The organism is Roseateles sp., from assembly GCF_052436255.1.
Taxonomy (GTDB): domain Bacteria; phylum Pseudomonadota; class Gammaproteobacteria; order Burkholderiales; family Burkholderiaceae_C; genus Pelomonas.
On sequence record NZ_JBQVNP010000008.1, the window covers coordinates 24,952 to 46,637 of the forward strand.

A 21,686-nucleotide genomic window follows, 5' to 3' on the forward strand; every position below is an offset into this window, starting at 1 on the left:
GGGCCATGTCATGAGAGTTGTCTTTGCCGGCACGCCGGAGTTCGCCGCCATCGCGCTGGATGCGCTGCTGCAGGCCGGCTTCACGGTGCCGCTGGTGCTGACCCAGCCCGACCGCCCGGCCGGCCGCGGCATGAAGCTGCAGCAGTCCGCCGTGAAGCAGCGCGCCGTCGCGGCGGGCATTCCGCTCGCTCAGCCGCAGGGCCTGAAGCTGGATGGCAAGTACGCCGCCGACGCCGAAGCGGCGCACCAGTCGCTGCTGGCCGCACAGGCTGATGTCATGGTCGTTGCCGCCTATGGCCTCATCCTGCCGCAGTGGGTGCTTGACCTGCCCGGTTCTCGGCGCCCCTCGCCGACGAGTACGTCGCCGATCCCCCGAGGGGATCAAGCCGCCCTAGCGGGCGGCCCGTCGAGCGGCTTGCGCGGCTGCCTCAACATCCACGCCTCGCTGCTGCCCCGCTGGCGCGGCGCGGCGCCCATCCACCGTGCCGTGGAAGCAGGCGACGCCGAGACCGGCATCACCATCATGCAGATGGATGCCGGCCTGGACACCGGCGACATGCTGCTCATCGGCCGCGAGGCCATTCGCGCCGACGACACGACGGCGACGCTGCATGACCGCCTTGCCGCGCTGGGTGCCCGTCTGATCGTCGAGGCGCTGCAGGCTGCCCGCCTGACGCGCACGCCGCAGCCCGCCGATGGCGTCAGCTACGCCCACAAGATAGAGAAGGCCGAAAGCGCGATCGACTGGCGCCAGCCGGCCAGCGAGATCGAGCGCCGTCTGCGCGCCTTCGACCCCTTCCCCGGCGGGCTCGCCATGCTGGCCGGCGAGGCGGTCAAGGTCTGGCGCGCCGAGCTGGCCGAAGGCGGCGGCGCACCGGGTGAGGTCATCGCCCCCGGGCCGGTCGTTGCCTGCGGCCAGGGCGCCTTGAAGCTCACTGAGCTGCAACGCGCCGGCGGCAAACGCGGGCCGGCGGCGGCCTTCCTGCAGGCCCGGCCCATTGCGGTCGGCGAACGCTTCAGCGCTTGAAATCCGGCGCGCATGGCACCATCTGCGAAGCCATCCCTCACTGCAGGAGCACCCTGAGATGTTCAACCTGGTCAAGACCGCCGTCCTGATGGCCGCCATCACGGCGCTGTTCATGGGCGTGGGCGCCATGATCGGCGGCCAGACCGGCATGTTGATCGCGCTCGTCGTCGCGGTCGGCATGAATTTCTACAGCTACTGGTTCTCCGACAAGCTGGTGCTGAAGATGTACAACGCCCGCGAGGTCGACGCGAGCTCGGCACCGCAGTTCTACGGCATGGTGCGCGAGCTCAGCGCGCGCGCCAACTTGCCCATGCCCAAGGTCTACCTGATCGATGAGACGGCGCCCAATGCCTTCGCAACCGGCCGCAACCCCGAGAATGCCGCCGTTGCCGCGACGACCGGCATCCTGCGCGTGCTGTCCGAGCGCGAGCTGCGCGGCGTCATGGCGCACGAGCTGGCCCACGTCATGCATCGTGACATCCTGATCAGCACCATCAGCGCGACCATGGCCGGTGCGATCTCGATGCTGGCTAATTTCGCCGCCTTCTTCGGCGGCCGGGATGAGAACGGTCGGCCCAGCAACCCGATTGCCGGTATCGCCGTCGCCATCCTCGCGCCGCTCGCGGCCAGCCTGATCCAGATGGCCATCAGCCGCGCGCGCGAGTTCGAGGCCGACCGGGCCGGGGCCGAGATCTCGGGCGACCCCCAGGCGCTCGCCTCGGCGCTCGACAAGATCCACCGCTACGCCCAGGGCATCCCGCTGGCGCCCGCCGAGGCGCACCCGGAGACGGCGCAGATGATGATCATGAACCCGCTGTCTGGCGGCGGCCTGCGTGGGCTGTTCTCCACCCATCCGGCGACCGAAGAGCGCGTCGCGCGCCTTCTCGCGATGGTCAGGCGCTGATTCAAGTTCCTGGTGGCGAGGCCGATACCTGAGCAGATGAAGCGCATCCTTCTTGCCCTGCCCGTGCTCGCAGCCCTGTCGGCCTGCGAGCAGTTGGGCATCGACGACCCAGCCAAGGTGGCCGCCAACAAGGAGGCCGAAGGCAGGGCCATTGGCAGCGCCTGCCGCCATGCGATGCGCGCCATCGAGGACTGCTACGTGCTCAACCCCAAGGCGCAGAAGGCGGCCGTCTACACCGGCTGGCGCGAGATGGACGAGTACATGCGCGAGAACAAGCTCGAAGGCGTCGCGCCCGTGGTCCCGCGCCCGGGCGCCCGGCCCGCCCAGGTGGCCGAGGAGGCCGAAGCCAGGCCGGCAGAGCCGTCGCGCGACAAGGCCAAGGCGCCGTGATCGGAGGCTGGGCCAGCGCCCAGCCGCCGAAATTGCATTTCGGGCCTCCTATCCTGCGCATCGTCGCGCCGCCTTTCCCGCCCGGGCGGGGCACCGGCAAGATGCGAGCCATCACAACCCTGATGGAGCCCGACATGAACACCACTCGCCGCCATTTCGCTCGTCTCGGTGCCGTCGGCCTCGTCAGCGCCGCTGCAGCCTTCAGCGGAGCCGCCCAGGCCTGGAGCTGGAACAAGGGCGAGCGCATCGCCGGCAATGGCGACATCGCCACCGAAGCGCGCGACACCGGCGCCTTTGACGCGGTGGCGCTCAGTGGCGGCTTCAACGTCGTCATCCGCCAAGGCAGCGGCAACAAGGTGGAGGTCAAGGCCGACCGCAACCTGCTGGCCTACATCGAGACCCGCGTCGTCGACGGCAGCAAGGGCCGCACGCTGGAGATCGGCCCCAAGAAGGGCTACAGCGTCTCTTCGTCCACCAACCCCAGCTTCACGATCGAGATGCCGTCCATGCGCGCCGTCGCGGTGGCCGGCTCCGGCACGATCAAGGTCGAGGCCATGAAGACCGGCGTCGTCGATGCCTCCATCGCCGGCTCGGGCGACATCCGCTTTGCCGGCCTGGATGCCGAACGCCTGGCGATGAAGGTCAGCGGCAGTGGCGACATCGTCGCGGCCGGCCGCTGCGGCAGCGCGACCGTCTCGATTGCCGGCAGCGGTGACGTCAGGGCTGCCGAACTGGTCAGCGACGAAGTCAAGGTCAGCATTGCCGGCAGCGGCGACGCCCAGGTCAACGCCACCAAGAAGCTCAATGTCTCCATCGCCGGCAGCGGCGACGTGAAGTACGCCGGCTCGCCGGAGATCAGCTCGTCCATCGCTGGCAGCGGCAAAGTCCGTCGCCTCGACAAGTGATCAAGGCCCCATGCCGTCGAGAATGGCGGCATGAGTTTGACCATCAGGCTGCGCGCGCTCGCGGCCGATCCTGATTTCCGAGCCGGCGCGCGTGACATGGCGTCGCCTTCCCTGGGCCTGGCAGCCTGGGGCCTGGTGACCGGCATGACGATGATCAAGAGCGGGCTGAGCATCCCGCTGGCCTTTGCCATGTCGCTGCTGGTGTTCGCCGGCAGCGCGCAGCTGACGGCGCTGCCGTTGATCGCCTCCGGCGCACCGCTGTGGGTGCTGCTGGCCACGGCGTTCTGCGTCAACCTGCGCTTCGTCATCTTCAGCGCACAGTGGCGCCACTACTTCGGCCATCTGCCGCGCTGGCGCCGGCTGATGACGACCTATTTCGCGGCCGACCTGAACTTCGTCTACTTCGTCAAGCGCTACCCCGACCCCGTACCGGCGCGCAGCCAGCAGCGCTATTTCTGGGGCGGCGTCGCCGTGAACTGGCCGACGTGGCAACTGACCGCCCTGGTGGGCATCCTGCTGGCCGACCGCATCCCGACGCACTGGGGCATCGGATTTGCCGGCGTGCTGGCCTTGCTCGGCCTGTCCTATTCGCTGCTGACGGAGAGGATGTTGTGGTGGGTGGCCGTGACCGCGGCTGCCGTGTCGATCGCGACCTATTCGCTGCCCCTGAAGCTCAACATCCTGTGCGCCATCGTCGCTGCCGGCGCCGTGGGCTGGTGGCTGGACAGCCGGAAGGCGCGCAATGGCTGAGTGGCTGATATGGATTGCGCTGTTCGGCCTGGGCGCCATCACGGTGGTGACGCGCGGCTTCTTCATGATCGGCGACCGGCAACTGCCGATCCCCGACTGGCTGCGCGAGCTGCTCAAGGTCGCGCCGCTGGCCGCGCTGGTGGCCGTCGTCGCGCCCGAGATCTTCATGACGCAGGGCCAGGTCATCACCACCTGGCAGGACGCGCGCTGGCCGGCCGCGGTGGTCGCCAGCGGTTATTTCTTCTGGCGCCGCGACATCCTCGGCACCATCATCAGCGGCATGGCCGTGATGCTGCCGTTAAAGCTGGTCTTGGGTTGGTAACCGGCTGGAACGCGGGGCGGAGAGAATCGCGGCAGTCTCGATCTCCCAACTTTCGCATCGCCCCACCATGAACGTCCTCCGCTTCTCCGACCTGATCGCCGCCGGCAAGGTCTCCGGCCAACGCGTCTTCATCCGCGCCGACCTCAACGTGCCGCAGGACGACGCCGGCAACATCACCGAGGACACGCGCATCCGCGCGTCCATCCCGGCCATCGAGGCCGCGCTGAAGGCGGGTGCCGCCGTCATGGTCACCTCCCATCTGGGCCGCCCCACCGAGGGCGAGTTCAAGCCGGAGGATTCGCTGCGCCCCGTGGCCAAGCGGATGGGCGAGCTGATGGGCCGCGAGATCCCCGTGGTCGCCAACTGGGTGGGTGGCGTCAGTGTCGCGCCGGGCCAGCTCGTCATGCTGGAGAACTGCCGCCTGAACAAGGGTGAGAAGAAGAACAACGAGGAGCTGGCCCGCAAGATGGCCGGGCTCTGCGACATCTTCGTCAACGATGCTTTTGGCACCGCCCACCGGGCCGAGGGCACCACTTACGGTATCGCGCAGTACGCGCCCATCGCCTGCGCCGGCCCGCTGCTGGCGGCCGAGATCGATGCCATCACCAAGGCGCTGGCCAACCCGCGACGGCCGCTGGTGGCCATCGTTGCCGGCTCCAAGGTCTCGACCAAGCTGACCATCCTGAAGGCGCTGTCGGCCAAGGTCGACGGCCTCATCGTCGGCGGCGGCATTGCCAACACCTTCATGCTGGCTGCCGGTTTGAAGATCGGCAAGTCGCTGGCCGAGCCGGACCTGGTGGGCGAAGCCAAGGCCGTCATCGAGGCGATGGCCGCGCGTGGTGCCGCGGTGCCCATTCCGGAGGATGTCGTCACGGCCAAGACCTTTGCCGCCGGCGCCACGGCGGCCGTCAAGGCGGCCACCGACGTGGACGACGACGACCTCATCCTCGACATCGGCCCCAAGACCGCGGCCAAGCTCGCCGAGCAATTGAAAGCGGCCGGCACCATCGTGTGGAACGGCCCGGTCGGTGTCTTCGAGTTCGACGCCTTTGCCCATGGCACCGAGGCCATCGCCCGCGCGATTGCCGAGAGCGTGGCCTTCAGCATCGCCGGCGGCGGCGACACCCTGGCCGCGATTGCCAAGTACGGCATCGAGAAGGACGTCGGCTACATCTCCACCGGCGGCGGTGCGTTCCTCGAAGTGCTGGAGGGCAAGACCTTGCCGGCTTTCGAGATCCTCGCCCGGCGCGCGGCGGGCTGACGACGAGGCCGCCCCGAAGCGGGCGGTCGTTACAACTTTGTAAGTGTCGGGCGGGCTCATTTCACGCTTGCCGGCGGCCGCCATGCACCGTGTCGGGGGCCGGGCCGCCAGAATGCCCGCATGGTTCTGCGCTGGCTGCTTGCTCTGCTCGTCCTGGCGACGGTGCTGGGCCTCTACGCCAATGAGCATTGGATGACGCGCCGTCTGGTGCTGGACGGGCGCAGCCCGGGCCAGCATGTGGAGATCGTCGACGACCGCGGCGTTGGCGGGGCGAGCGAGGCCGTGCGGGATGCATCGGTCCAGCAGCCGTTGGCGATGCGCTGCGCGATCCGGCCCGGCTATGAATGGCCTTTCTGTGAGCTGCAAATCGTCATGCAGGAGCGGGACCTGGACCTGCAGCGCTTCAGCCATCTCCGGCTCTCGCTGCATGCCGAGGGGCCGAACGAGGGCAAGGAACCTGTGCAGGTGCGCGTCTTCCTGCGCAATTTCAACCCGGCCTATTCGGGCCGGGGGGATGCGGTTGACCTCAAACCGCATGAGCTGATCTTCGCGCCCGGCGCCCAGCCCCAGCCGGTGGAGCTGAGGCTGTCGCAATTCATGGTCAGCTCTTGGTGGTCGCAAGGCCATGCGCTGCCATTGGCCATCGTCGGCCCCGAACTGGACCGCGTGCGCATCATCAGCTTCAGCACCAGCGGCCAGACGACGGTGGGGCAGCACCTGATTCGCGTGGAGGCTGCCGAGCTCGTCGGCGACTGGGTGGCGCCCGAGACCTTCCGCCTCGGTCTCGTCGGGCTGTGGATGTTCAGCCTGCTGGGCTATCTGGCATGGGAGAGCTGGACGGTGCGTGGCCGCCTGCGGCACTCGATGAAGCGCTCGCGGGTGCTGGAGCAGATGGCGCTGCGCGACTCGCTGACCCGCGTGGCCAACCGTGACGGCCTGGACCGCGCACTGGAGCTGCTGCTGCAGGTGCAGGGCGACACGGGCTTTCCGCTGTCGGTCGTCTTCGTCGACGTGGACCATTTCAAGCGCGTCAACGACGGGCATGGGCACGAGACCGGTGACCAGGTGCTGGTACTGCTGGCACACACGCTGCGCGCCAACCTGCCGCGCGACGACTTGCTGGCGCGCTGGGGAGGTGAGGAGTTCGTCATCGTCATGCCGCAGACGCCTGCCGCCGAGGCCGTGGCGGTCGCCGAGCGCCTGCGCCAGGTCCTTGCCCACACCGAATGGCCGGCCGGCCTGCGGGTGACGGCGAGCTGGGGCGTGGCCCAGGCCGTGGGGGCTGCCGATGTTGAAGCCGCGCTGCGCGAGGCCGACCAGGCCATGTACCGCGCCAAGCAGGCAGGCCGCGACCGGGTGATATCGGCTTCGGCATAGATCGCCAAAGAACCGGCATCGGCAGGCGCTCAATCGCGACGTAATCTTCAGGATTCCTCCTGGAGACACGCCCTCATGGAAAAGAACAACGCCCCCCTGTCGCCGGCCGAGGCCGCGCTGCGCGACGCCGCCCTCGACTATCACCGTGCGCCGACACGCGGAAAGGTTTCCGTCACGCCGACCAAGGCGCTTTCCAACCAGCGCGACCTGTCGCTGGCCTACTCGCCCGGCGTCGCCTATCCCTGCCTGGACATCGAGCGCGACCCGTCGCTGGCAGCCGAGTACACGTCGCGCGGCAATCTGGTGGGCGTCATCACCAACGGCACCGCCGTGCTCGGCCTGGGCGACATCGGCCCGCTGGCGGCCAAGCCGGTGATGGAAGGCAAGGGCTGCCTGTTCAAGAAGTTCGCCGGCATCGACGTGTTCGACATCGAACTGGCCGAGCGCGACCCGGACAAGCTCATCGACATCATTGCGGCGATGGAGCCGACGCTGGGCGGCATCAACCTGGAGGACATCAAGGCGCCCGAGTGCTTCTACATCGAGCGCGAGCTGTCCAAGCGCATGAACATCCCGGTGTTCCATGACGACCAGCACGGCACGGCCATCATCTCGTCGGCCGCGCTGCTCAACGGGCTGGAACTGGTGGGCAAGGACATCGGCAAGGTCAAGGTGGCCGTGTCCGGCGCCGGTGCAGCGGCCATTGCCTGCCTGGATGTGATGGTGGGCCTGGGCGTGCGGCGCGAGAACGTGTTCGTCTGCGACTCGCGCGGCGTCATCCAGAGCGAGCGTGAGGACACCAAGGCCGGCAAGCTCGATGAATCCAAGCAGCGCTATTGCCAGATCACGACGGCGCGCACGCTGGCCGATGTCGTCGACGGCGCCGATGTCTTCCTCGGCTGCTCGGCGGCCGGCGTGCTGACGGCGGACATGGTCAAGACCATGGGCACGCAGCCCATCATCCTGGCGCTGGCGAACCCGGAGCCCGAGATCCGCCCCGAGCTGGCCAAGGCCGTGCGGCCGGACTGCATCATGGCCACCGGACGCAGCGACTACCCGAACCAGGTCAACAACGTGCTCTGCTTCCCCTACATCTTCCGCGGCGCGCTGGACTGCGGCGCGAGCAAGATCACCGAGGGCATGAAGCTGGCCTGCGTGCGCGAGATCGCGGCGCTGGCCAAGGCGGAGACGTCGGATGAAGTGGCGGCGGCCTACGCCGGCCAGGAGCTGGCGTTCGGGCCGGAGTACCTCATCCCCAAGCCGTTTGATGCCCGCCTGATCCTGCGCATCGCGCCGGCCGTGGCGGCGGCGGCGGCCGCCGACGGCGTGGCCACGCGGCCCATCGCCGACCTGGTCGCCTACCGCCAGTCGCTGGAGCGCTTCGTCTACCAGACCGGCATGTTCATGCGCCCGGTCTTCTCGGCCGCCAAGGCCGCGCCCGCGCGCGTGATCTACGCCGAAGGCGAGGACGAGCGCGTGCTGCGCGCGGTCCAGGTGGCGCTGGACGAAGGCCTGTGCAAGCCGACGCTGATCGGCCGCCCCGGCGTGTTGGCCGCGCGCATCCAGCGCGCCGGCCTGCGCCTGAAGCTGGGCGAGGACGTCGCCGTCATCGACCCGGAGGACGACCCGCGCTTTCGCCTCTACTGGGAGGCCTACCACGCCCGCATGAAGCGCAATGGCGTCACGCCCGAGATGGCCAAGTCGGCCGTACGCCGCTCCAACACGGTCATCGGCGCGCTGGCCATCGAGCTGGGTGACGCCGACGCGATGATCTGCGGGCTGGTCGGCCGTTTCGACCGTCATCTGGAGCAGGTGCGCGAGCTGGTCGGCCTGCGCCAGGGCGCCCGCCAGTTCGCAGCAATGAACGCACTGATCCTGGAGCAGATGACGCTGTTCATCACCGACACCTTTGTCAACGACGACCCGACTGCCGAAGAGTTGGCCGATATCGCGGCCATGGCCGCCGAAGAGGTGAGACGCTTCGGCCTGCCGCCCAAGCTGGCCTTCGTCAGCCACTCCATGTTCGGCTCATCGACGCGCCCGTCGGCCGTGAAGATGCGCCGCGCCCACGAGCTGTTCGCGGCGGCGCATCCCGAGGTCGAGTGTGATGGCGAGATGCATGGCGACGCGGCGTTGTCCGAAAGCGTGCGCCTGGCCTTCCTGCCCGACAGCAAGCTCAAGGGCGCCGCCAACCTGCTGGTGCTGCCGACGCTGGACGCGGCCAACATCCTCTTCAATGTGCTGAAGATCAGCGCCAGTCACGGCGTGACGGTCGGGCCCATCTTGCTGGGTGCGGCGGCACCGGTGCACATCCTGACGCCGTCGGCGACGGTGCGCCGCATCATCAACATGACGGCTCTGGCGGTGGCGGACGTGCGGGAAGCCCAGGCCGTGAAGGACTGAACTGCGCCAGCGCCACGCCGGCAAGGATGACGCCGGCGCCCAGCAGCTTGGGCACGCTGAACTGCTCGCCGCCCCACAGCCATGCGATCAGGCCGGCCACGAGCGGCATCAGGTAGATCAAGGGTGCGGTGCGGGCCACGCCGCGCTTCTCGTTGGCCCAGCCCCAGGCCAGCCAGCCGATGAAGCCGCCGCCGGCGACCTGCCAGACGGTGCCGCTCCACACCCAGCCGGGCTGGGCCTGCCAGTCGAGCGCCGCCAGCTCGGGCGCGCACCACAGCAGCATCGGCAGGGTGCAGACCAGGCTGCCGTAGCCCAGCACCGTCACGCCGCCGTGATGCAGGATCAGCGGCTTGCTGGCGACCGTGTAGTAGCTGAACAGGGCAGCGGCGGCCAGCAGGGTCAGGTCGCCGATGCCGGCATGCCAGTCGGCCGCCAGCAGCTTGTCGGACGTGAACAGCAGCGCCCCGCTGGCCGCCATCGCCACGCCGGCGACCTGGCCGCGCGACAGTCGCTCCACGCCGCTGGCACGCAGGATCAGCAGCGTGAAGACGGGCCCGCAGGCCAGCAGCACGCTGGCGCTGAAGGCCGTGGAGCCCTGCATGCCGTAAGCCGCCAGCAGCAGGTGCAGCCCCTGGCCGATCAAGGTCAGGCGCACCAGCGGGCCCACCTCGCTGCGGTCCAGCCGCGGCCAGGCGGTGCCGAAACGCCAGCACAGCAGCGCCACTGCGCACAACGGCACGAGCAGATAGCGCAGACCCAGGAAGCCCTCCGGGCCGAGCTGCGTGAACAGGGCTTTGGACAGCGGGAAATTGACGCCCCAGGTCAGCACGACCGCCAGCGCGGCGATCAGCGGGGCGGTGTGGCGATCTCTCATATCGGCTAGCATATTCCCGTATGAGAGAAAATTTCTCTGAATCGAGCGACGAGGGGCATTTCGAACTGCAGCTTGCCGAGCGCCTCGCGACGCTGCGCCTGGCCGCCGGCTGGTCGCTGGACGAACTGGCCACGCGCAGCGGGGTCAGCCGGGCGACGCTCTCCCGGCTTGAGCGCGCCGAGACCAGCCCGACCGCCACGCTGCTGTCGCGCCTGGCCCGCGCGCACGGCTTGCCCCTGAGCCGGCTGCTGGCGGACGCCGAGGCCCTGCCGGTGCGGCTGCTGCGCGCTGCCGACCAGCCGCGCTGGCACGACCAGCGGAGCGGCTTCGAGCGGCTGATGCGCTGCCCGCCGCTGGCCGGCTTTGCCACCGAGGTGATCGAGGCGCGACTCGCGCCCGGCGCTGAGCTGGCTTACGAGGAACCGACCGTGGCGCGGCTGGAGCACCACCTTTGTCTGCTGCAAGGCGGCGTCAGCCTGACGCTGCAGGGTCAGGTCTACACCTTGACCGCAGGCGACTCGATCAGCTTCCGTGTCACCGGCCGTTCCGTCTTCGCCAACCCCGGCATCGAGCCCGCGCGCTACCTGCTCGCGATGACCGTTCCCAGCCTGTAACCGCCATGCAGCTTGCGCCACTCGACCCGACCAGCCCCGATGCCCAGGCGCTGATCACCCAATCCGAAGCGCTGATGACGGCGCTCTACCCCAGCGAAAGCAATCATTTCGAGCCGGCCGCCAACCTGCGGCCGCCGCTGGGCGCCTTCTGGGGCGCGTGGGTGGACGCCCGACTGGTCGGCTGCGGCGGCGTCAGGCACCGCGCCCCCGCGGGCGAGCCTGCCTACGGCGAGATCAAGCGCCTGTTCGTGCTCGACAGCGCCCGCGGCCGCGGCGTCGCCAGGCAGTTGATGGCACGGCTGGAGGCCGAGCTGACCGCGCGCGGCGTGAGGCTGGCGCGGCTGGAGACCGGCATCCACCAGCCCGAAGCGCTGGCGCTGTACCGGCGGCTGGGCTACAGCGAACGCGGGCCCTTCGGCGACTACGCGCGCGACCCGCTCAGTGCCTTCTTCGAAAAGGTGCTGACGCCCGCGCAGATGTGAAACACGAAGAAACTCGCGCGGGGCGCGGCGGACCATAATTCCGCGCCTTCCAAGAATCGAGACAGCCATGACCCGCGCCACCAAGATCGTCGCCACCCTCGGCCCCGCTTCCAACACGCCGGAGGTCTTGGAAAAGATGCTGCGCGCCGGTGTCGACGTCGTGCGGCTGAACTTCTCCCACGGCAAGGCGCAGGACCACATCGACCGCGCCACCATGGTCCGCGCGGCCGCCGAGCGGGTCGGCAAGTCGGTGGCCATCATGGCCGACCTGCAGGGCCCCAAGATCCGCGTCGGCAAGTTCGAGGGCGGCAAGATCGAGCTGGTTCCCGGCGCGCCCTTCATCCTCGACGCCGACCGCACCGAGCTCGGCAACCAGGACATCGCCAGCCTGGACTACAAGGAGCTGCCGCGCGACGTGAAGCCCGGCGACACACTGCTGCTCAACGACGGCCTGCTGGTGCTGACCGTCGAGGCCGTGCGCGGCGCCCAGGTGCACACCGTCGTCAAGCTCGGCGGCGAGCTGTCCAACAACAAGGGCATCAACAAGCAGGGCGGCGGCCTGACGGCGCCGGCGCTGACCGGCAAGGACATGGAGGACATCAAGACCGCGATGTCCTTCCAGTGCGAATACCTGGCCGTGAGCTTCCCCAAGAACGCCACCGACATGGAGATGGCGCGCCAGCTGGCCAACGTGGCCGGCGAGCCCTACCGGCACAAGCCGGCCATGATCGCCAAGATCGAGCGCTACGAGGCCATCCCCCACCTCGAAGCCATCCTCAAGGCCAGCGACGGCATCATGGTGGCGCGCGGTGACCTGGCCGTTGAAGTCGGCAACGCGGCCGTGCCGGCGTTGCAGAAGCGCATGATCAAGATGGCCCGCGAGCTGGACAAGGTCTCCATCACGGCCACGCAGATGATGGAGTCCATGATCGTCAACCCGGTGCCCACGCGTGCCGAGGTGTCGGATGTGGCCAACGCCGTGTTGGACGGGACCGACGCCGTCATGCTGTCCGCCGAGACTGCCGCCGGCAAATACCCCATCGAGACGGTCGAGCAGATGGCCAATATCGCGCTGGAGGCCGAGCGCGCCGAGTTCGTCAGCCTGGACACCGATTTCGCTGGTCGCCAGTTCGGCCGCATCGACCAGTCCATCGCCATGGGCGCGCTGTTCACGGCCTATCACCTCGGCTGCAAGGCCATCCTGGCGCTGACGGAGTCCGGCTCCACGGCGCTGTGGATGAGCCGCCATCGCATCCAGGTGCCCATCTTCGGCCTGACGACCCAGCCGATCAGCCAGCGCAAGATGGCGCTGTACCGCAATGTGCTGCCGTTGCTGATGCCCAAGTTCGAGGACCGCGACACGGCCCTGGCCGCGGCGGAAAAGATCCTCGTCGAGCGCGGCGTGCTCATGCCGGGCGACACCTATGCCATCACCTGCGGCGAGCCGATGGGCTATCCCGGCGGCACCAACATGTTGAAGGTCTGCAGAGTCGGTTGACCACCCCCGAGGCACCTGCCGCAAAGCGGCGCCTCAATGACTGTGGCCGACATGGCTCTTCAAGGGCAGCTCCGCCCCCGGCTCGGCCAGGCCTTCGAGGATGGCACAGGCCGGTTCGTCGCCCTGGCAGCGGGCGCGCAGTGCCCGCAGCTCCTTTTCCAGTTCCTGCAAGGCCTTGATGCGCGCGCTGACATGGCCGATGTGCGCGTCCAGCAGGGCGTGGGCCTCGCCATCATGACCTCCGCCCTTCAGGGCGAGCAGGGCGCTCACCTCGGCCAGGTTCATATCCAGTGACCGGCAGCGGCGGATGAAGTGCAGGCGCTCGGCGTCGGGCGGGCCGTAGACGCGGTAGCCCGCTTGCGTGCGCGGTGGCGGCGCCAGCAGGCCCTCGCGCTCGTAGTGGCGGATGGTGTCGACCGGCGTGCCGGTCAGGCGGCTGAGCTCTCCAATACGCATGCACCGATTGTGAGCTTGACTCTGGAGTGGCTCCAGGGTTTGCAATGCGGGCCTGTGTCGTCCAAGGACTTCTCGTGAGCCACGCCTGTCATCACCACCATCACCAACCCAGCCCCGGCAACACGCCGGCCTACCGCCGCGTGCTGTGGGCGGCGCTCGTCATCAATGCTGCGATGGCCGTCATAGAGATCAGCGCCGGCTGGCGCGCCGGCTCGCTGGCGCTGTGGGCCGACGCGCTGGACTTCGTCGGTGACGCGGCCAACTACGGCGCCTCGCTGGCCGTGCTGTCCGCCGGCCTGCTGTGGCGGGCCCGGCTGGCCTGGCTCAAGGGCTCGGCGATGGCGATTTTCGGCGTCGGCGTGCTGGCGCGAGCGGCCTGGGCGGCGCTGCACGGCGAGCCGCCGCAGGCCGCGACGATGGGCATCGTCGGCACGCTGGCCCTGCTGGCCAATGTGGGCGTGGCGGTGATGCTTTACGCCTGGCGCGAGGGCGACGCCAACATGCGCGCTGTCTGGCTGTGCAGCCGCAACGATGCGCTCGGCAACGTGGCCGTGGTGGCTGCGGCCGGTGCCGTTGCGCTGACCGGTCAGGCCTGGCCGGACCTGGTGGTGGCCGTCGTCATGGCCAGCCTGGCCCTGCATTCATCGCGCGACGTGTTGCGGCAGGCGCGGGCGGAGATCCGCGCGGCAGCCTGAGGCCGGCCCGGCGCCCGGCGCCGGTTTCCGTGCGCTGCGCACGTTGGCGATCAGCCCTGGGCATCCACAGGCCATTTCTGCGCGGCATGATGCCGCCATGAAAAGGGCAGCGCGTCGCTGGACAGGGCAGGCATGGGTGGGCGTGGCCGTCCTGTGGCTGTGCGCGCCCGCCAGTGCCGATCCGGGCCGGCCGCCGCTGGTGCTGCTGGTTGAGAGCAGCGCCCTGATGCCCCATGCCCGCGTCGACGGCGACCAGGTGGTGGAGGGTCTGAACCTGGACATCGGCCTGGCGCTGAGCCGGCGCCTGGGGCGCGAGCTGGTGGCCAAGCCGGTGCCGCGCAAGCGCCTGGCCGAGGCCCTGCAGCGTGGCGAGGGCGACCTGCTGTGTGACTACCAGAGCGACTGGCTGCCGGGCGCCTTCGCGTGGAGCCGTCCTTTCATTGCCGACCAGGCCTTGCTCATCAGCGCCGCCGCGGTGCCTGCACCGAAAGGGCTGGTGGCGGTGAGTGGCCAGCCGGTGGGCACGGTGCGTGGCTACGTCTACCCCGAAATGGCCGACATGCTGCGTGCCGGCTTCCTGCGTGACGATGCGCCCGACACGGTGACCAACCTTGAGAAGCTGGCGCGCGGCCGCGTGAGCCATGCGCTGACGGGCCGGCGCGTGCTGGAGTACCAGCAGCGCGTGGGCCACTTCAAGCTGGCGCTGCACCCGCCGCTGGTGGTCTCCGAAGTGCTGGCGCAATGCGCGTTGTCGCTGAGCAGCTCGGTCGGGCTGGCGGCCTTGAACACCGCCATCCAGGGCCTGGTCAACGAGGGTGAGCTGGCGCGGCTGATGGCGCGTTACCGCTAGCTGCCGCTAGCCGGTCAGCTCGCGGTGAAGCCAGGCGCGAGCCAGCGCCCAGTCGCGCTTGACGGTCGTGCGGCTCAGGTCGAGCGCCTCGGCGATCTCCCCCAGCTCCAGCCCGCCAAAAAACTTCAGCTCGACGACCTTGGCCGCGCGCGCGTCCTGCTGCTCGAAGGCCAGCAGCGCCTCGTGCACGCGCAGCACGTCGGCATCCACGCCGCCGGCCACCTGCCGGGCCTCGGTCAGCGTCAGCGGCACCAGCATGGCTTCGCGCTTGGCGGCCTGCTTGGCCAGTGCGTGGTTGACGAGGATGCGCCGCATCATCAGCGCCGCCACACCCAGGAAATGGCTGCGGCTCTGCCACGCGGTGCGCGTCTGTTCAGCCATCCTGAGCCAGGCCTCGTGCGTGAGCGCCGTCGCGCTGAGCGTGTGGCCGGCGTGCTCCTTGCGCATCTGCGCGGCGGCGCAGCGGTGCAGCTCGTCATACAGGCTCTGGTTCAGCGCGTCGGACGGGGCAGCGGGTTGGGGCATGCGGAAATTCTTGCATGCATGGGTCCGGGGTGGTCCTTTTGGCTGCGGTCCGCTGCGTGTAGGGAATGAGGCCCGGCATGTGCCGGGCTCGCCCACACCAGGAGCTTCCATGTCGCCCCGTTCCCTCGCCGTTGTCGCCGTGCTGTGCGGCAGCCTGCTGCAGCCCGCCCTCGCCAAGAACCCGGCGGCGCTGCCGCTGCCCGGCCCTTTCGACGCCGCCTCGGCGGCGGCCAGCCTGGTCGAGGTGTCGGGCGTGAAGGCGCTCAAGGACCTCAAGGGCAGCCGGCGCGTCGCGGTGCCGCAGTTCAGCATCGAGTTCGTCACGCAGGACAGCGTCAGCTCCGAGACTTCGGGCTTCGCCGCTGCCGGCCGCGCCAGCGTCAGCGGCCATTACCGGCTGACCGGCGTGGCCGAGCCGGAATTCCAGGCGCTGACCGAGCAGCTCTACGCCAGCTTCGTGCAGGCACTGCAGGCGCAGGGCCTGGAGGTGCTGACGCCGCAGCAACTGGCCGCGTCGCCCACCTGGGCCAGGCTGACGGCCGGCGGCGTGCAGGTGCCGCTGCGCGGCGAAAGCTCGATCACCGTCGCACCGCCCGGCATGGCCCTGTACGGCACCCATCGCATGCTGGCCAACACCAGCAAGAAGGGCACGCTGGCCGCGCTGGCGGGCTTCGGTGCGGCCGTCACTGGCATCTCGGAGTCGGTCGAGAACGTCACCCTGCAAAAGGAGCTGGACGGCGCCGCTCTGGTGGAGGTGTCGATGAAGCTGCACTTCGCGCAGCTGAAGAACGAGAACCGCGGCTTCCTCAGCGGGCTCAGCAACACGGCTGCCGTCAGCGCCAGACTGCACCCCATCCTGACGCATGCGCGCATGACCGTCATGTCGGGGTCGGAGGGCTCGACGCTCAGCACCAAGGCGCCGCTGCTGCTGGACCCGGCCGCCTTCACCGAGGTGCGCAAGGAGGCCGCGACCACCGGCGAGATCGCCGGCGCGGTGGCCGTGGGCCTGCTGCGCATGGCCATCGGCTCCAAGGACAGCAGCTCCAGCGAGAAGTACGAGGTCGTCGCCGAGCCGCAGCGCTACCGCGAGCGCATCGCCGCCAACCTGGCGCAAACGCACGCGATGCTGATTGCCCGCATGGTTAGCGAGCATTGAGGCCGGGACACTGGGGCATGAGCAAGCCCGAAGAGTCCTGGTGCCGCGTGAAGGCGGTGTTCGATGCGGTGACCGAGCTGCCGCCGGCCGAGCGCGACGCGGTCATCGCCGAGGCCGCCCTGCCGCCCGAACTGCTGGCCGAGCTGCGCAGCCTGCTGCAGCACCATGACGACGCCACCGTCGGCTTCCTCGCCGAGGCCGCGGCCATGCAGGGCGACGGCTGGACCGGCCGCCGCCTGGGTCCCTGGCTGCTGGTGCGGCAGGTGGGCGCGGGCGGCATGGGCGAGGTCTACGAGGCGGAGCGGGCCGATGGCAGCTACGAAGGCCGCGCGGCCATCAAGCTGCTGCAAGGTGGCCGCGGCGCCGGCTGGCTGGCGCGCTTCGAGCAGGAGCGCCGGCTGCTGGCGCGCGTCAACCACCCGCACATCGCCCAGCTGATGGACGCCGGCATGACGCCCGAGGGCCAGCCCTACTTCGTCATGGAGTTCGTCGACGGCCGGCCGCTGGACGAGGCCGCGCGCGGCCTGCCGGTGGCGGACCGCATCGCGCTGATGCTGCAGCTGTGCGACGCCGTAGCCTTCGCACACCGCCAGCTGCTCGTGCACCGCGACCTCAAGCCCGGCAACGTGTTGGTTGACGCGCATCGCCGCGTCAAGCTGCTGGACTTCGGCATCGCCAAGGCCATCGCCCCCGACGGCGCCGGGCTGGACGCTACGCAGGCCAGCGCGATGACGCCCAACTACGCCAGCCCCGAGCAGGTGCGCGGCGAAACGGTGGGCACCGCCACCGACATCTACAGCCTGGGCGTGCTGCTCTACCTGCTGCTGACCGGCGTGCGCCCGACCGGCCGGGATGCGACCACGCCGCAGGAGGCCGCGCGCAGCGTGTTGGAGGACGAGCCGACCCGCCCTAGCCGCCTGAGCCCCGACGACGTCGGCGACCCGCAGTGGCTGGCGCAGGCGCGCACGCTGCAGGGCGACCTCGACAACATCGTGCTGAAGGCGCTGGAGAAGCAGCCCGAGCGCCGCTACGCCAGCGTTGACGCGCTGGCCGCCGACCTGCGCGCCTACCTCGGCGGCTATCCCGTCAGCGCGCGCGCGCCGACCTGGTGCTACCGCACCGCCAAGCTGCTGTCGCGCAACCGGCTCGCCAGCGGGCTGGCGCTGGTCAGTGTGCTGGCCCTGGTGGGCGGCATGGCCGCGACGACCTGGCAGGCGCGCGAGGCGCGCCGCGCGCAGGCGCTGGCGGAGCAGCGTCTGGCCGAGGTCAGGCGTGTCACGCACGACCTCGTCTTTGGCTTTGGCGACAGCGTGGAATACCTGCCGGGTGGCCAGAAGATCAAGCTCGACTTGCTGCGCGACACGCACGCCGCGCTGGAACGCCTGCTGCCCACGCTGGGCGGCGACACGGCGGTCGTGGCCGACATGGCGCAGGTCCAGGTGCGCATGGCGGAGGCCCTGATGCCCGGCTACCCGGGCTCGCTGGAAAAACCGAATGACGCGCGCCACCACGCCGAGGCCGCGATGAGCCTCGCCACACGGGCCTGGCCGACGCAGAAGGGCAACGCGCTGTTCGCGACCTATGCCTCGCGCGCCTACAACGTGATGGCTTCGGCCGAGCAGGAGGCGGGCCGGCTGGAGGAAGCCGTCAAGCTCACGCGGCAGGGCCTGAAGCTGGCCGAGGAGGGTTTTGCGCTGGCACCGCCCGGCGTGGACCGGCTGCGCTTGCTTGGCGCCATCACCGCGTCGCAGTTCAACCTCGGCCTGCTGCTGGACGACAACGGCCAGGGCCTGGACCGGCCGGCCGAGGCCATGGCGGCCTACGGAGCGGCGAAGGCGGGCGCGCTGGCGCAACTGGGCATGACGGCGGAGATCGCTGCCGTCAACGCAGGCTTGCGGCCGGAGGAGACGCGGCTGGAGGCCGAGCTGGGGCAGACGCAGGCCGTCATCGCCGGCGCCATGGCGTCGTCCCTGCAGCGTCGGGGTGACTACGCCGGCTCGGCCGAGGCGCGCCGCGAGAACCTCGAGCACCTGCGGCGCGTGCAGCCCATGCACCCCGAGCAGCAGCAGTTCTGGGCCAGCCTGGCGTCCACGCTGTTCCTGCAGGCGGGCCTGGCGCTGCAGCTGGACCGTCCGGCCGAGGCGCTGGCCGCGATGCGCGAGAGCATGGACTGGACGCTGCGCCTGCTGGAAAAGGACGCCGACAACCCGCGATGGCCCGGCGACCGGGATGCGCGTGCCTTGACGCTGGGCACCGCGCTGGCGTTGACCGGCGCCGCCGCCGAAGCGACACCCTGGCTGGAGCGGACGCGCGCCTACTGGGCGGCCGAGACGGCCAAGGCCGGCACTGCGCGCAACCGACGATCGCTGGCCTTGAGCGAGCTGAGGCTGGCCGGCCTGCGTGGCGATGCGAAAGCGATGAAGGCCGCGGCTGTCGCGCTGCAGGCGCTGTCGGACGCCGAGATCCGCAGCGTCGACAACGCGCTGGCCGCCGCCGAAGCCGCCTTCATGCTGGCCGACAGGCGCGCTGCCTGCGCGGCCTGGGCACGCGCCGCGCCGTTGCGGTCACTGCCGCCGCAGGCACTGGCCTGGCGCACAGACCTGGGCTGTTAGGCCTCAGCCTTGCGCGATGCGCTTGGCCAGATGGGCCAGCGCTTCTTCCACCTGGTCCACCAGCACCAGGCACAGGTCACCGGGCTGCAGGCGCGAGAGCGCCCGATCGATGGCCGTGAACTCGCCGATGATTTCCTCGACATGCCGGGTGCGTGATGCGCCTTGCAGTCCGGCGCGCAGCAGCGCGACGACCTCGCCGGCGGCGCGGCCGCGCTGGCAGGCGTCTTCGTAGAGGATGACCTCGTCGAAGGCGGCGCCAAGGATCTCGGTCTGCACGCGGATGTCCTCGTCGCGCCGGTCGCCCGCGCCGCTGATGACGACGCTGCGCGTCTTGGCCGGCAGCGCCGCCACGGCGCCGACCAGGGCCTTCATCGCATCACCGTTGTGGCCGTAGTCGGCGATGACGGTGGCGCCGCGGTAGTCCATGACATTGAATCGGCCAGGCGCGTTATCGGCATCGTTGGAGAAGCTGCCGACGCCGCGGCGGATGGTGTCCCAGTCCAGCCCCACGGCCCAGGCGGCAGCGACCGAGGCCATCGCGTTCTCGACCTGGAAGCCGATCAGGCCGCCGCGCGTGATCGGGATGTCGCGCAGCGGGATGCTCTCCCGCCACACGCCCTGCGCGGCGACGAGCTGGTCGCCGTCGACATAGACACAGCGCTTGCCCTGGGCGCGGTGCGTGGCCATCACCGGGTGGTGACGGTCGGCCGCGAAGTAGATGACCTGGCCGGGGCAGACGGCGGACATGCCTGCCGTCAGCGGGTCCGCGGCGTTCAGCACGGCATAGCCGCCGGGCGCGACGTTCTGCACGATGACGCGCTTGACCAGGATGAGGTCTTCGGCCGTGTTCAGGAAGTTCATGCCCAGGTGGTCGCCCGCCCCGACATTGGTGACGACGGCGACCTGGCAGCGGTCGAAGCCCAGGCCCTCGCGCAGGATGCCGCCCCGCGCGGTCTCCAGCACGGCGGCTTCGACGTCCGGGTGCATCAACACGTTGCGCGCGCTCTTGGGGCCGGAGCAGTCGCCGCTGTCGATCTGGCGGCCATCGACATAGACGCCGTCGGTGTTGGTCATGCCGACCTTGAGGCCGCAGCTGGCGAACATGTGGGCGATCAGCCGCGTGACCGTCGTCTTGCCATTGGTGCCCGTGACGGCGACGACCGGGATGCGGCCGTCCTCGGCCATGCCGCCGGATTTATGCCCCATGCCGAACAAGTGGCCGACGATGGCCTCGCCGACGTTGCGGCCCTTGCCGTAGCTCGGGCTCAGGTGCATGCGCAGGCCCGGCGCAGCGTTCACTTCGACGATGCCGCCGCTGATCTCCTCCAGCGGGCGCAGCACTGTCTCGGCAACGACATCGACGCCGCAGACATGCAGTCCCACAACCTGGGCAGCCGCGATGGCGCGGGCGGCGACTTCCGGATGCACGTCGTCCGTCACGTCGGTGGCGGTGCCGCCGGTGGACAGGTTGGCGTTGTTGCGCAGGATGACGCGTTGGCCCTTCTCGGGGACGGACTCGGGGGTCAGGTCTTGCTGAGTCAGGCGTGCAACGGCGATGTCGTCGAAGCGGATCTTGGTCAGCGACGTGGCATGGCCGTCACCGCGCTTGGGGTCGGCATTGACCTTGTCGACCAGCTGCTTGACGGTGTGAATGCCGTCACCGATGACATGCGGAGGGTCGCGGCGCGCGGCGGCGATGAGCTTGTCGCCGATGACGAGCAGGCGGTAGTCCGAACCGGGCAAGAACTTCTCGACCATGACGGTGCCGATCTCGTCGGCCGCCTTGTAGGCCGCCGCGATGCCTTCGCGCGTCGTCACGTTGACGGTCACGCCCTTGCCCTGGTTGCCGTCCTGCGGCTTGACGACGACGGGCAGACCGATCTCCTGAGCCACTTCCCAGGCGTCGTCCGCCGACTCGACCGGGCGGCCGATGGGCACCGGCACGCCGGCGGCCTGCAGCAGGCGCTTGCAGAGGTCCTTGTCCTGGGCGATGGATTCGCTGACGGCGCTGGTCGCGTCGACCTCGGCGGCCCAGATGCGACGCTGCTTGGCGCCCCAGCCGAACTGCACCAGGCTGCCCTGCGTCAGACGGCGGTAGGGGATGCCGCGCGCCAGCGCTGCGTCGACGATGGAGCCGGTCGATGGGCCCAGGCGGATGTCCTCGTCGAGCTCGCGCAATTGCGCCAGCACGGCGTCGGCATCGAATTCGCTGCCGTCCAGCGCCGCGTTGACCAGCTTGATCGCATGCTCGAAGGCCAGGCGGCCGACGTCTTCCTCGCTGTACTCGACGACGATCTGGTAGGTGCCGGCCTCCGGCGTGACGTGCGTCTGGCTGAAGGTGACCGGGCAGCCGGCCTGGGCCTGCAGCGCCAGCGTGGCCTGCTCCAGCACCTGGGCCAGCGAGGCGTCGGTGCGCAGCTCGCCGATGGTCGGGAAGAGCTGGCGCAGGCGCGACTCGAAGCCGGGCAGGCGTTCGAGCGAACGCTCGGACTCGGTGCAATGCACGACGGCCTCGATGGCGGTGTGGCGGCTCCACATATTGGGGCCGCGCAGCGCGCGGGTGCGTGAAACGTCCATGGGTTTTT

20 protein-coding genes are annotated in these 21,686 nt (G+C 69.7%); 16 read left to right on the plus strand and 4 right to left on the minus strand.

Translation table 11 applies throughout. The annotated features are described in order from the left end of the window. The first annotated feature begins 10 nt into the window (after positions 1-10). The 9 genes from ACT6S0_RS03575 (at position 11) to ACT6S0_RS03615 (ending at position 9,339) form a co-directional block, all read left to right on the plus strand. Positions 11-1,027, plus strand: a complete 1,017-nt coding sequence (locus ACT6S0_RS03575) for a methionyl-tRNA formyltransferase (RefSeq protein ID WP_444762546.1) — start codon at positions 11-13, stop codon at positions 1,025-1,027. 58 nt (positions 1,028-1,085) lie between these two features. Beyond that, the gene (gene htpX, locus ACT6S0_RS03580) at positions 1,086-1,931 is read left to right on the plus strand and encodes a zinc metalloprotease HtpX (RefSeq protein WP_444762547.1); all 846 of its coding nucleotides are present in this window, start codon (positions 1,086-1,088) and stop codon (positions 1,929-1,931) included. A gap of 36 nt (positions 1,932-1,967) precedes the next feature. Continuing rightward, positions 1,968-2,321, plus strand: a complete 354-nt coding sequence (locus ACT6S0_RS03585; protein WP_444762548.1) for a hypothetical protein — start codon at positions 1,968-1,970, stop codon at positions 2,319-2,321. 134 nt (positions 2,322-2,455) lie between these two features. Next, positions 2,456-3,226 carry a head GIN domain-containing protein gene (locus ACT6S0_RS03590; protein WP_444762549.1) on the plus strand — a complete coding sequence of 257 codons (771 nt, stop codon included), beginning with the start codon at positions 2,456-2,458 and terminating at the stop codon, positions 3,224-3,226. 30 nt (positions 3,227-3,256) lie between these two features. Continuing rightward, complete coding sequence (locus tag ACT6S0_RS03595) at positions 3,257-3,976, plus strand: AzlC family ABC transporter permease (protein WP_444762550.1); 720 nt, start codon at positions 3,257-3,259, stop codon at positions 3,974-3,976. Further along, positions 3,969-4,298, plus strand: a complete 330-nt coding sequence (locus ACT6S0_RS03600) for an AzlD domain-containing protein (RefSeq protein WP_444762551.1) — start codon at positions 3,969-3,971, stop codon at positions 4,296-4,298. Before ACT6S0_RS03595 ends, ACT6S0_RS03600 begins: the two co-directional genes overlap by 8 nt. 67 nt (positions 4,299-4,365) lie before the next feature. Further along, positions 4,366-5,559 (plus strand): phosphoglycerate kinase, encoded by a 1,194-nt coding sequence (locus ACT6S0_RS03605; protein ID WP_444762552.1) that lies wholly within the window; start codon positions 4,366-4,368, stop codon positions 5,557-5,559. A gap of 120 nt (positions 5,560-5,679) precedes the next feature. Further along, complete coding sequence (locus ACT6S0_RS03610) at positions 5,680-6,936, plus strand: GGDEF domain-containing protein (protein WP_444762553.1); 1,257 nt, start codon at positions 5,680-5,682, stop codon at positions 6,934-6,936. 75 nt (positions 6,937-7,011) lie between these two features. Beyond that, positions 7,012-9,339 carry an NADP-dependent malic enzyme gene (locus ACT6S0_RS03615; protein WP_444762554.1) on the plus strand — a complete coding sequence of 776 codons (2,328 nt, stop codon included), beginning with the start codon at positions 7,012-7,014 and terminating at the stop codon, positions 9,337-9,339. Here the strand turns inward: ACT6S0_RS03615 and ACT6S0_RS03620 are convergent. Continuing rightward, positions 9,281-10,213, minus strand: a complete 933-nt coding sequence (locus ACT6S0_RS03620; protein ID WP_444762555.1) for a DMT family transporter — start codon at positions 10,211-10,213, stop codon at positions 9,281-9,283. The two genes, ACT6S0_RS03615 and ACT6S0_RS03620, sit on opposite strands and share 59 nt — an antisense overlap. A gap of 20 nt (positions 10,214-10,233) precedes the next feature. On the opposite strand from ACT6S0_RS03620, the gene ACT6S0_RS03625 reads away from it, so the two are divergent. From ACT6S0_RS03625 to pyk, 3 genes are all read left to right on the plus strand, one after another. Continuing rightward, positions 10,234-10,827: a helix-turn-helix domain-containing protein gene (locus ACT6S0_RS03625; protein WP_444762556.1), complete on the plus strand. Its 594-nt coding sequence runs from the start codon at positions 10,234-10,236 to the stop codon at positions 10,825-10,827. A 5-nt stretch (positions 10,828-10,832) separates the two neighbouring features. Further along, a complete protein-coding gene (locus ACT6S0_RS03630) occupies positions 10,833-11,309 on the plus strand; it encodes a GNAT family N-acetyltransferase (RefSeq protein WP_444762557.1) in 477 nt (158 codons plus the stop codon). 67 nt (positions 11,310-11,376) lie between these two features. Then, complete coding sequence (gene pyk, locus ACT6S0_RS03635; RefSeq protein ID WP_444762558.1) at positions 11,377-12,807, plus strand: pyruvate kinase; 1,431 nt, start codon at positions 11,377-11,379, stop codon at positions 12,805-12,807. Positions 12,808-12,840: 33 nt separating this feature from the next. Here pyk and ACT6S0_RS03640 read toward each other — a convergent pair whose 3' ends face one another. Further along, a complete protein-coding gene (locus tag ACT6S0_RS03640; protein ID WP_444762559.1) occupies positions 12,841-13,263 on the minus strand; it encodes a Cd(II)/Pb(II)-responsive transcriptional regulator in 423 nt (140 codons plus the stop codon). A 74-nt stretch (positions 13,264-13,337) separates the two neighbouring features. Here ACT6S0_RS03640 and ACT6S0_RS03645 point away from each other — a divergent pair, with 74 nt between their 5' ends. Both ACT6S0_RS03645 and ACT6S0_RS03650 read left to right on the plus strand, forming a co-directional pair. Next, positions 13,338-13,958 carry a cation transporter gene (locus ACT6S0_RS03645; protein WP_444762560.1) on the plus strand — a complete coding sequence of 207 codons (621 nt, stop codon included), beginning with the start codon at positions 13,338-13,340 and terminating at the stop codon, positions 13,956-13,958. A gap of 97 nt (positions 13,959-14,055) precedes the next feature. Next, complete coding sequence (locus ACT6S0_RS03650; RefSeq protein WP_444762561.1) at positions 14,056-14,808, plus strand: substrate-binding periplasmic protein; 753 nt, start codon at positions 14,056-14,058, stop codon at positions 14,806-14,808. Positions 14,809-14,814: 6 nt separating this feature from the next. Here the strand turns inward: ACT6S0_RS03650 and ACT6S0_RS03655 are convergent, their stop codons facing one another. After that, entirely contained in the window at positions 14,815-15,333 is a 519-nt protein-coding gene (locus ACT6S0_RS03655; protein WP_444762562.1) for an ECF-type sigma factor, read from the minus strand. A 109-nt stretch (positions 15,334-15,442) separates the two neighbouring features. Here ACT6S0_RS03655 and ACT6S0_RS03660 point away from each other — a divergent pair, with 109 nt between their 5' ends. After that, positions 15,443-16,489, plus strand: a complete 1,047-nt coding sequence (locus ACT6S0_RS03660) for a hypothetical protein (RefSeq protein ID WP_444762563.1) — start codon at positions 15,443-15,445, stop codon at positions 16,487-16,489. Positions 16,490-16,506: 17 nt separating this feature from the next. Beyond that, on the plus strand, positions 16,507-19,101 hold the full coding sequence (locus tag ACT6S0_RS03665) for a serine/threonine-protein kinase (RefSeq protein WP_444762564.1): 2,595 nt from the start codon (positions 16,507-16,509) through the stop codon (positions 19,099-19,101). Between the two features lie 3 nt (positions 19,102-19,104). Here the strand turns inward: ACT6S0_RS03665 and cphA are convergent, their stop codons facing one another. Further along, entirely contained in the window at positions 19,105-21,678 is a 2,574-nt protein-coding gene (cphA, locus tag ACT6S0_RS03670) for a cyanophycin synthetase (protein WP_444762565.1), read from the minus strand. Positions 21,679-21,686: the final 8 nt, after the last annotated feature.

Coding starts and splice junctions, on each gene's coding strand:
- ACT6S0_RS03575 (WP_444762546.1), top strand. CDS start 11: ATGAGAGTTGTCTTTGCCGGCACGCCGGAGTTCGCCGCCATCGCGCTG.
- htpX (WP_444762547.1), top strand. CDS start 1,086: ATGTTCAACCTGGTCAAGACCGCCGTCCTGATGGCCGCCATCACGGCG.
- ACT6S0_RS03585 (WP_444762548.1), top strand. CDS start 1,968: ATGAAGCGCATCCTTCTTGCCCTGCCCGTGCTCGCAGCCCTGTCGGCC.
- ACT6S0_RS03590 (WP_444762549.1), top strand. CDS start 2,456: ATGAACACCACTCGCCGCCATTTCGCTCGTCTCGGTGCCGTCGGCCTC.
- ACT6S0_RS03595 (WP_444762550.1), top strand. CDS start 3,257: ATGAGTTTGACCATCAGGCTGCGCGCGCTCGCGGCCGATCCTGATTTC.
- ACT6S0_RS03600 (WP_444762551.1), top strand. CDS start 3,969: ATGGCTGAGTGGCTGATATGGATTGCGCTGTTCGGCCTGGGCGCCATC.
- ACT6S0_RS03605 (WP_444762552.1), top strand. CDS start 4,366: ATGAACGTCCTCCGCTTCTCCGACCTGATCGCCGCCGGCAAGGTCTCC.
- ACT6S0_RS03610 (WP_444762553.1), top strand. CDS start 5,680: ATGGTTCTGCGCTGGCTGCTTGCTCTGCTCGTCCTGGCGACGGTGCTG.
- ACT6S0_RS03615 (WP_444762554.1), top strand. CDS start 7,012: ATGGAAAAGAACAACGCCCCCCTGTCGCCGGCCGAGGCCGCGCTGCGC.
- ACT6S0_RS03620 (WP_444762555.1), bottom strand. CDS start 10,213: ATGAGAGATCGCCACACCGCCCCGCTGATCGCCGCGCTGGCGGTCGTG.
- ACT6S0_RS03625 (WP_444762556.1), top strand. CDS start 10,234: ATGAGAGAAAATTTCTCTGAATCGAGCGACGAGGGGCATTTCGAACTG.
- ACT6S0_RS03630 (WP_444762557.1), top strand. CDS start 10,833: ATGCAGCTTGCGCCACTCGACCCGACCAGCCCCGATGCCCAGGCGCTG.
- pyk (WP_444762558.1), top strand. CDS start 11,377: ATGACCCGCGCCACCAAGATCGTCGCCACCCTCGGCCCCGCTTCCAAC.
- ACT6S0_RS03640 (WP_444762559.1), bottom strand. CDS start 13,263: ATGCGTATTGGAGAGCTCAGCCGCCTGACCGGCACGCCGGTCGACACC.
- ACT6S0_RS03650 (WP_444762561.1), top strand. CDS start 14,056: ATGAAAAGGGCAGCGCGTCGCTGGACAGGGCAGGCATGGGTGGGCGTG.
- ACT6S0_RS03655 (WP_444762562.1), bottom strand. CDS start 15,333: ATGCCCCAACCCGCTGCCCCGTCCGACGCGCTGAACCAGAGCCTGTAT.
- ACT6S0_RS03660 (WP_444762563.1), top strand. CDS start 15,443: ATGTCGCCCCGTTCCCTCGCCGTTGTCGCCGTGCTGTGCGGCAGCCTG.
- ACT6S0_RS03665 (WP_444762564.1), top strand. CDS start 16,507: ATGAGCAAGCCCGAAGAGTCCTGGTGCCGCGTGAAGGCGGTGTTCGAT.
- cphA (WP_444762565.1), bottom strand. CDS start 21,678: ATGGACGTTTCACGCACCCGCGCGCTGCGCGGCCCCAATATGTGGAGC.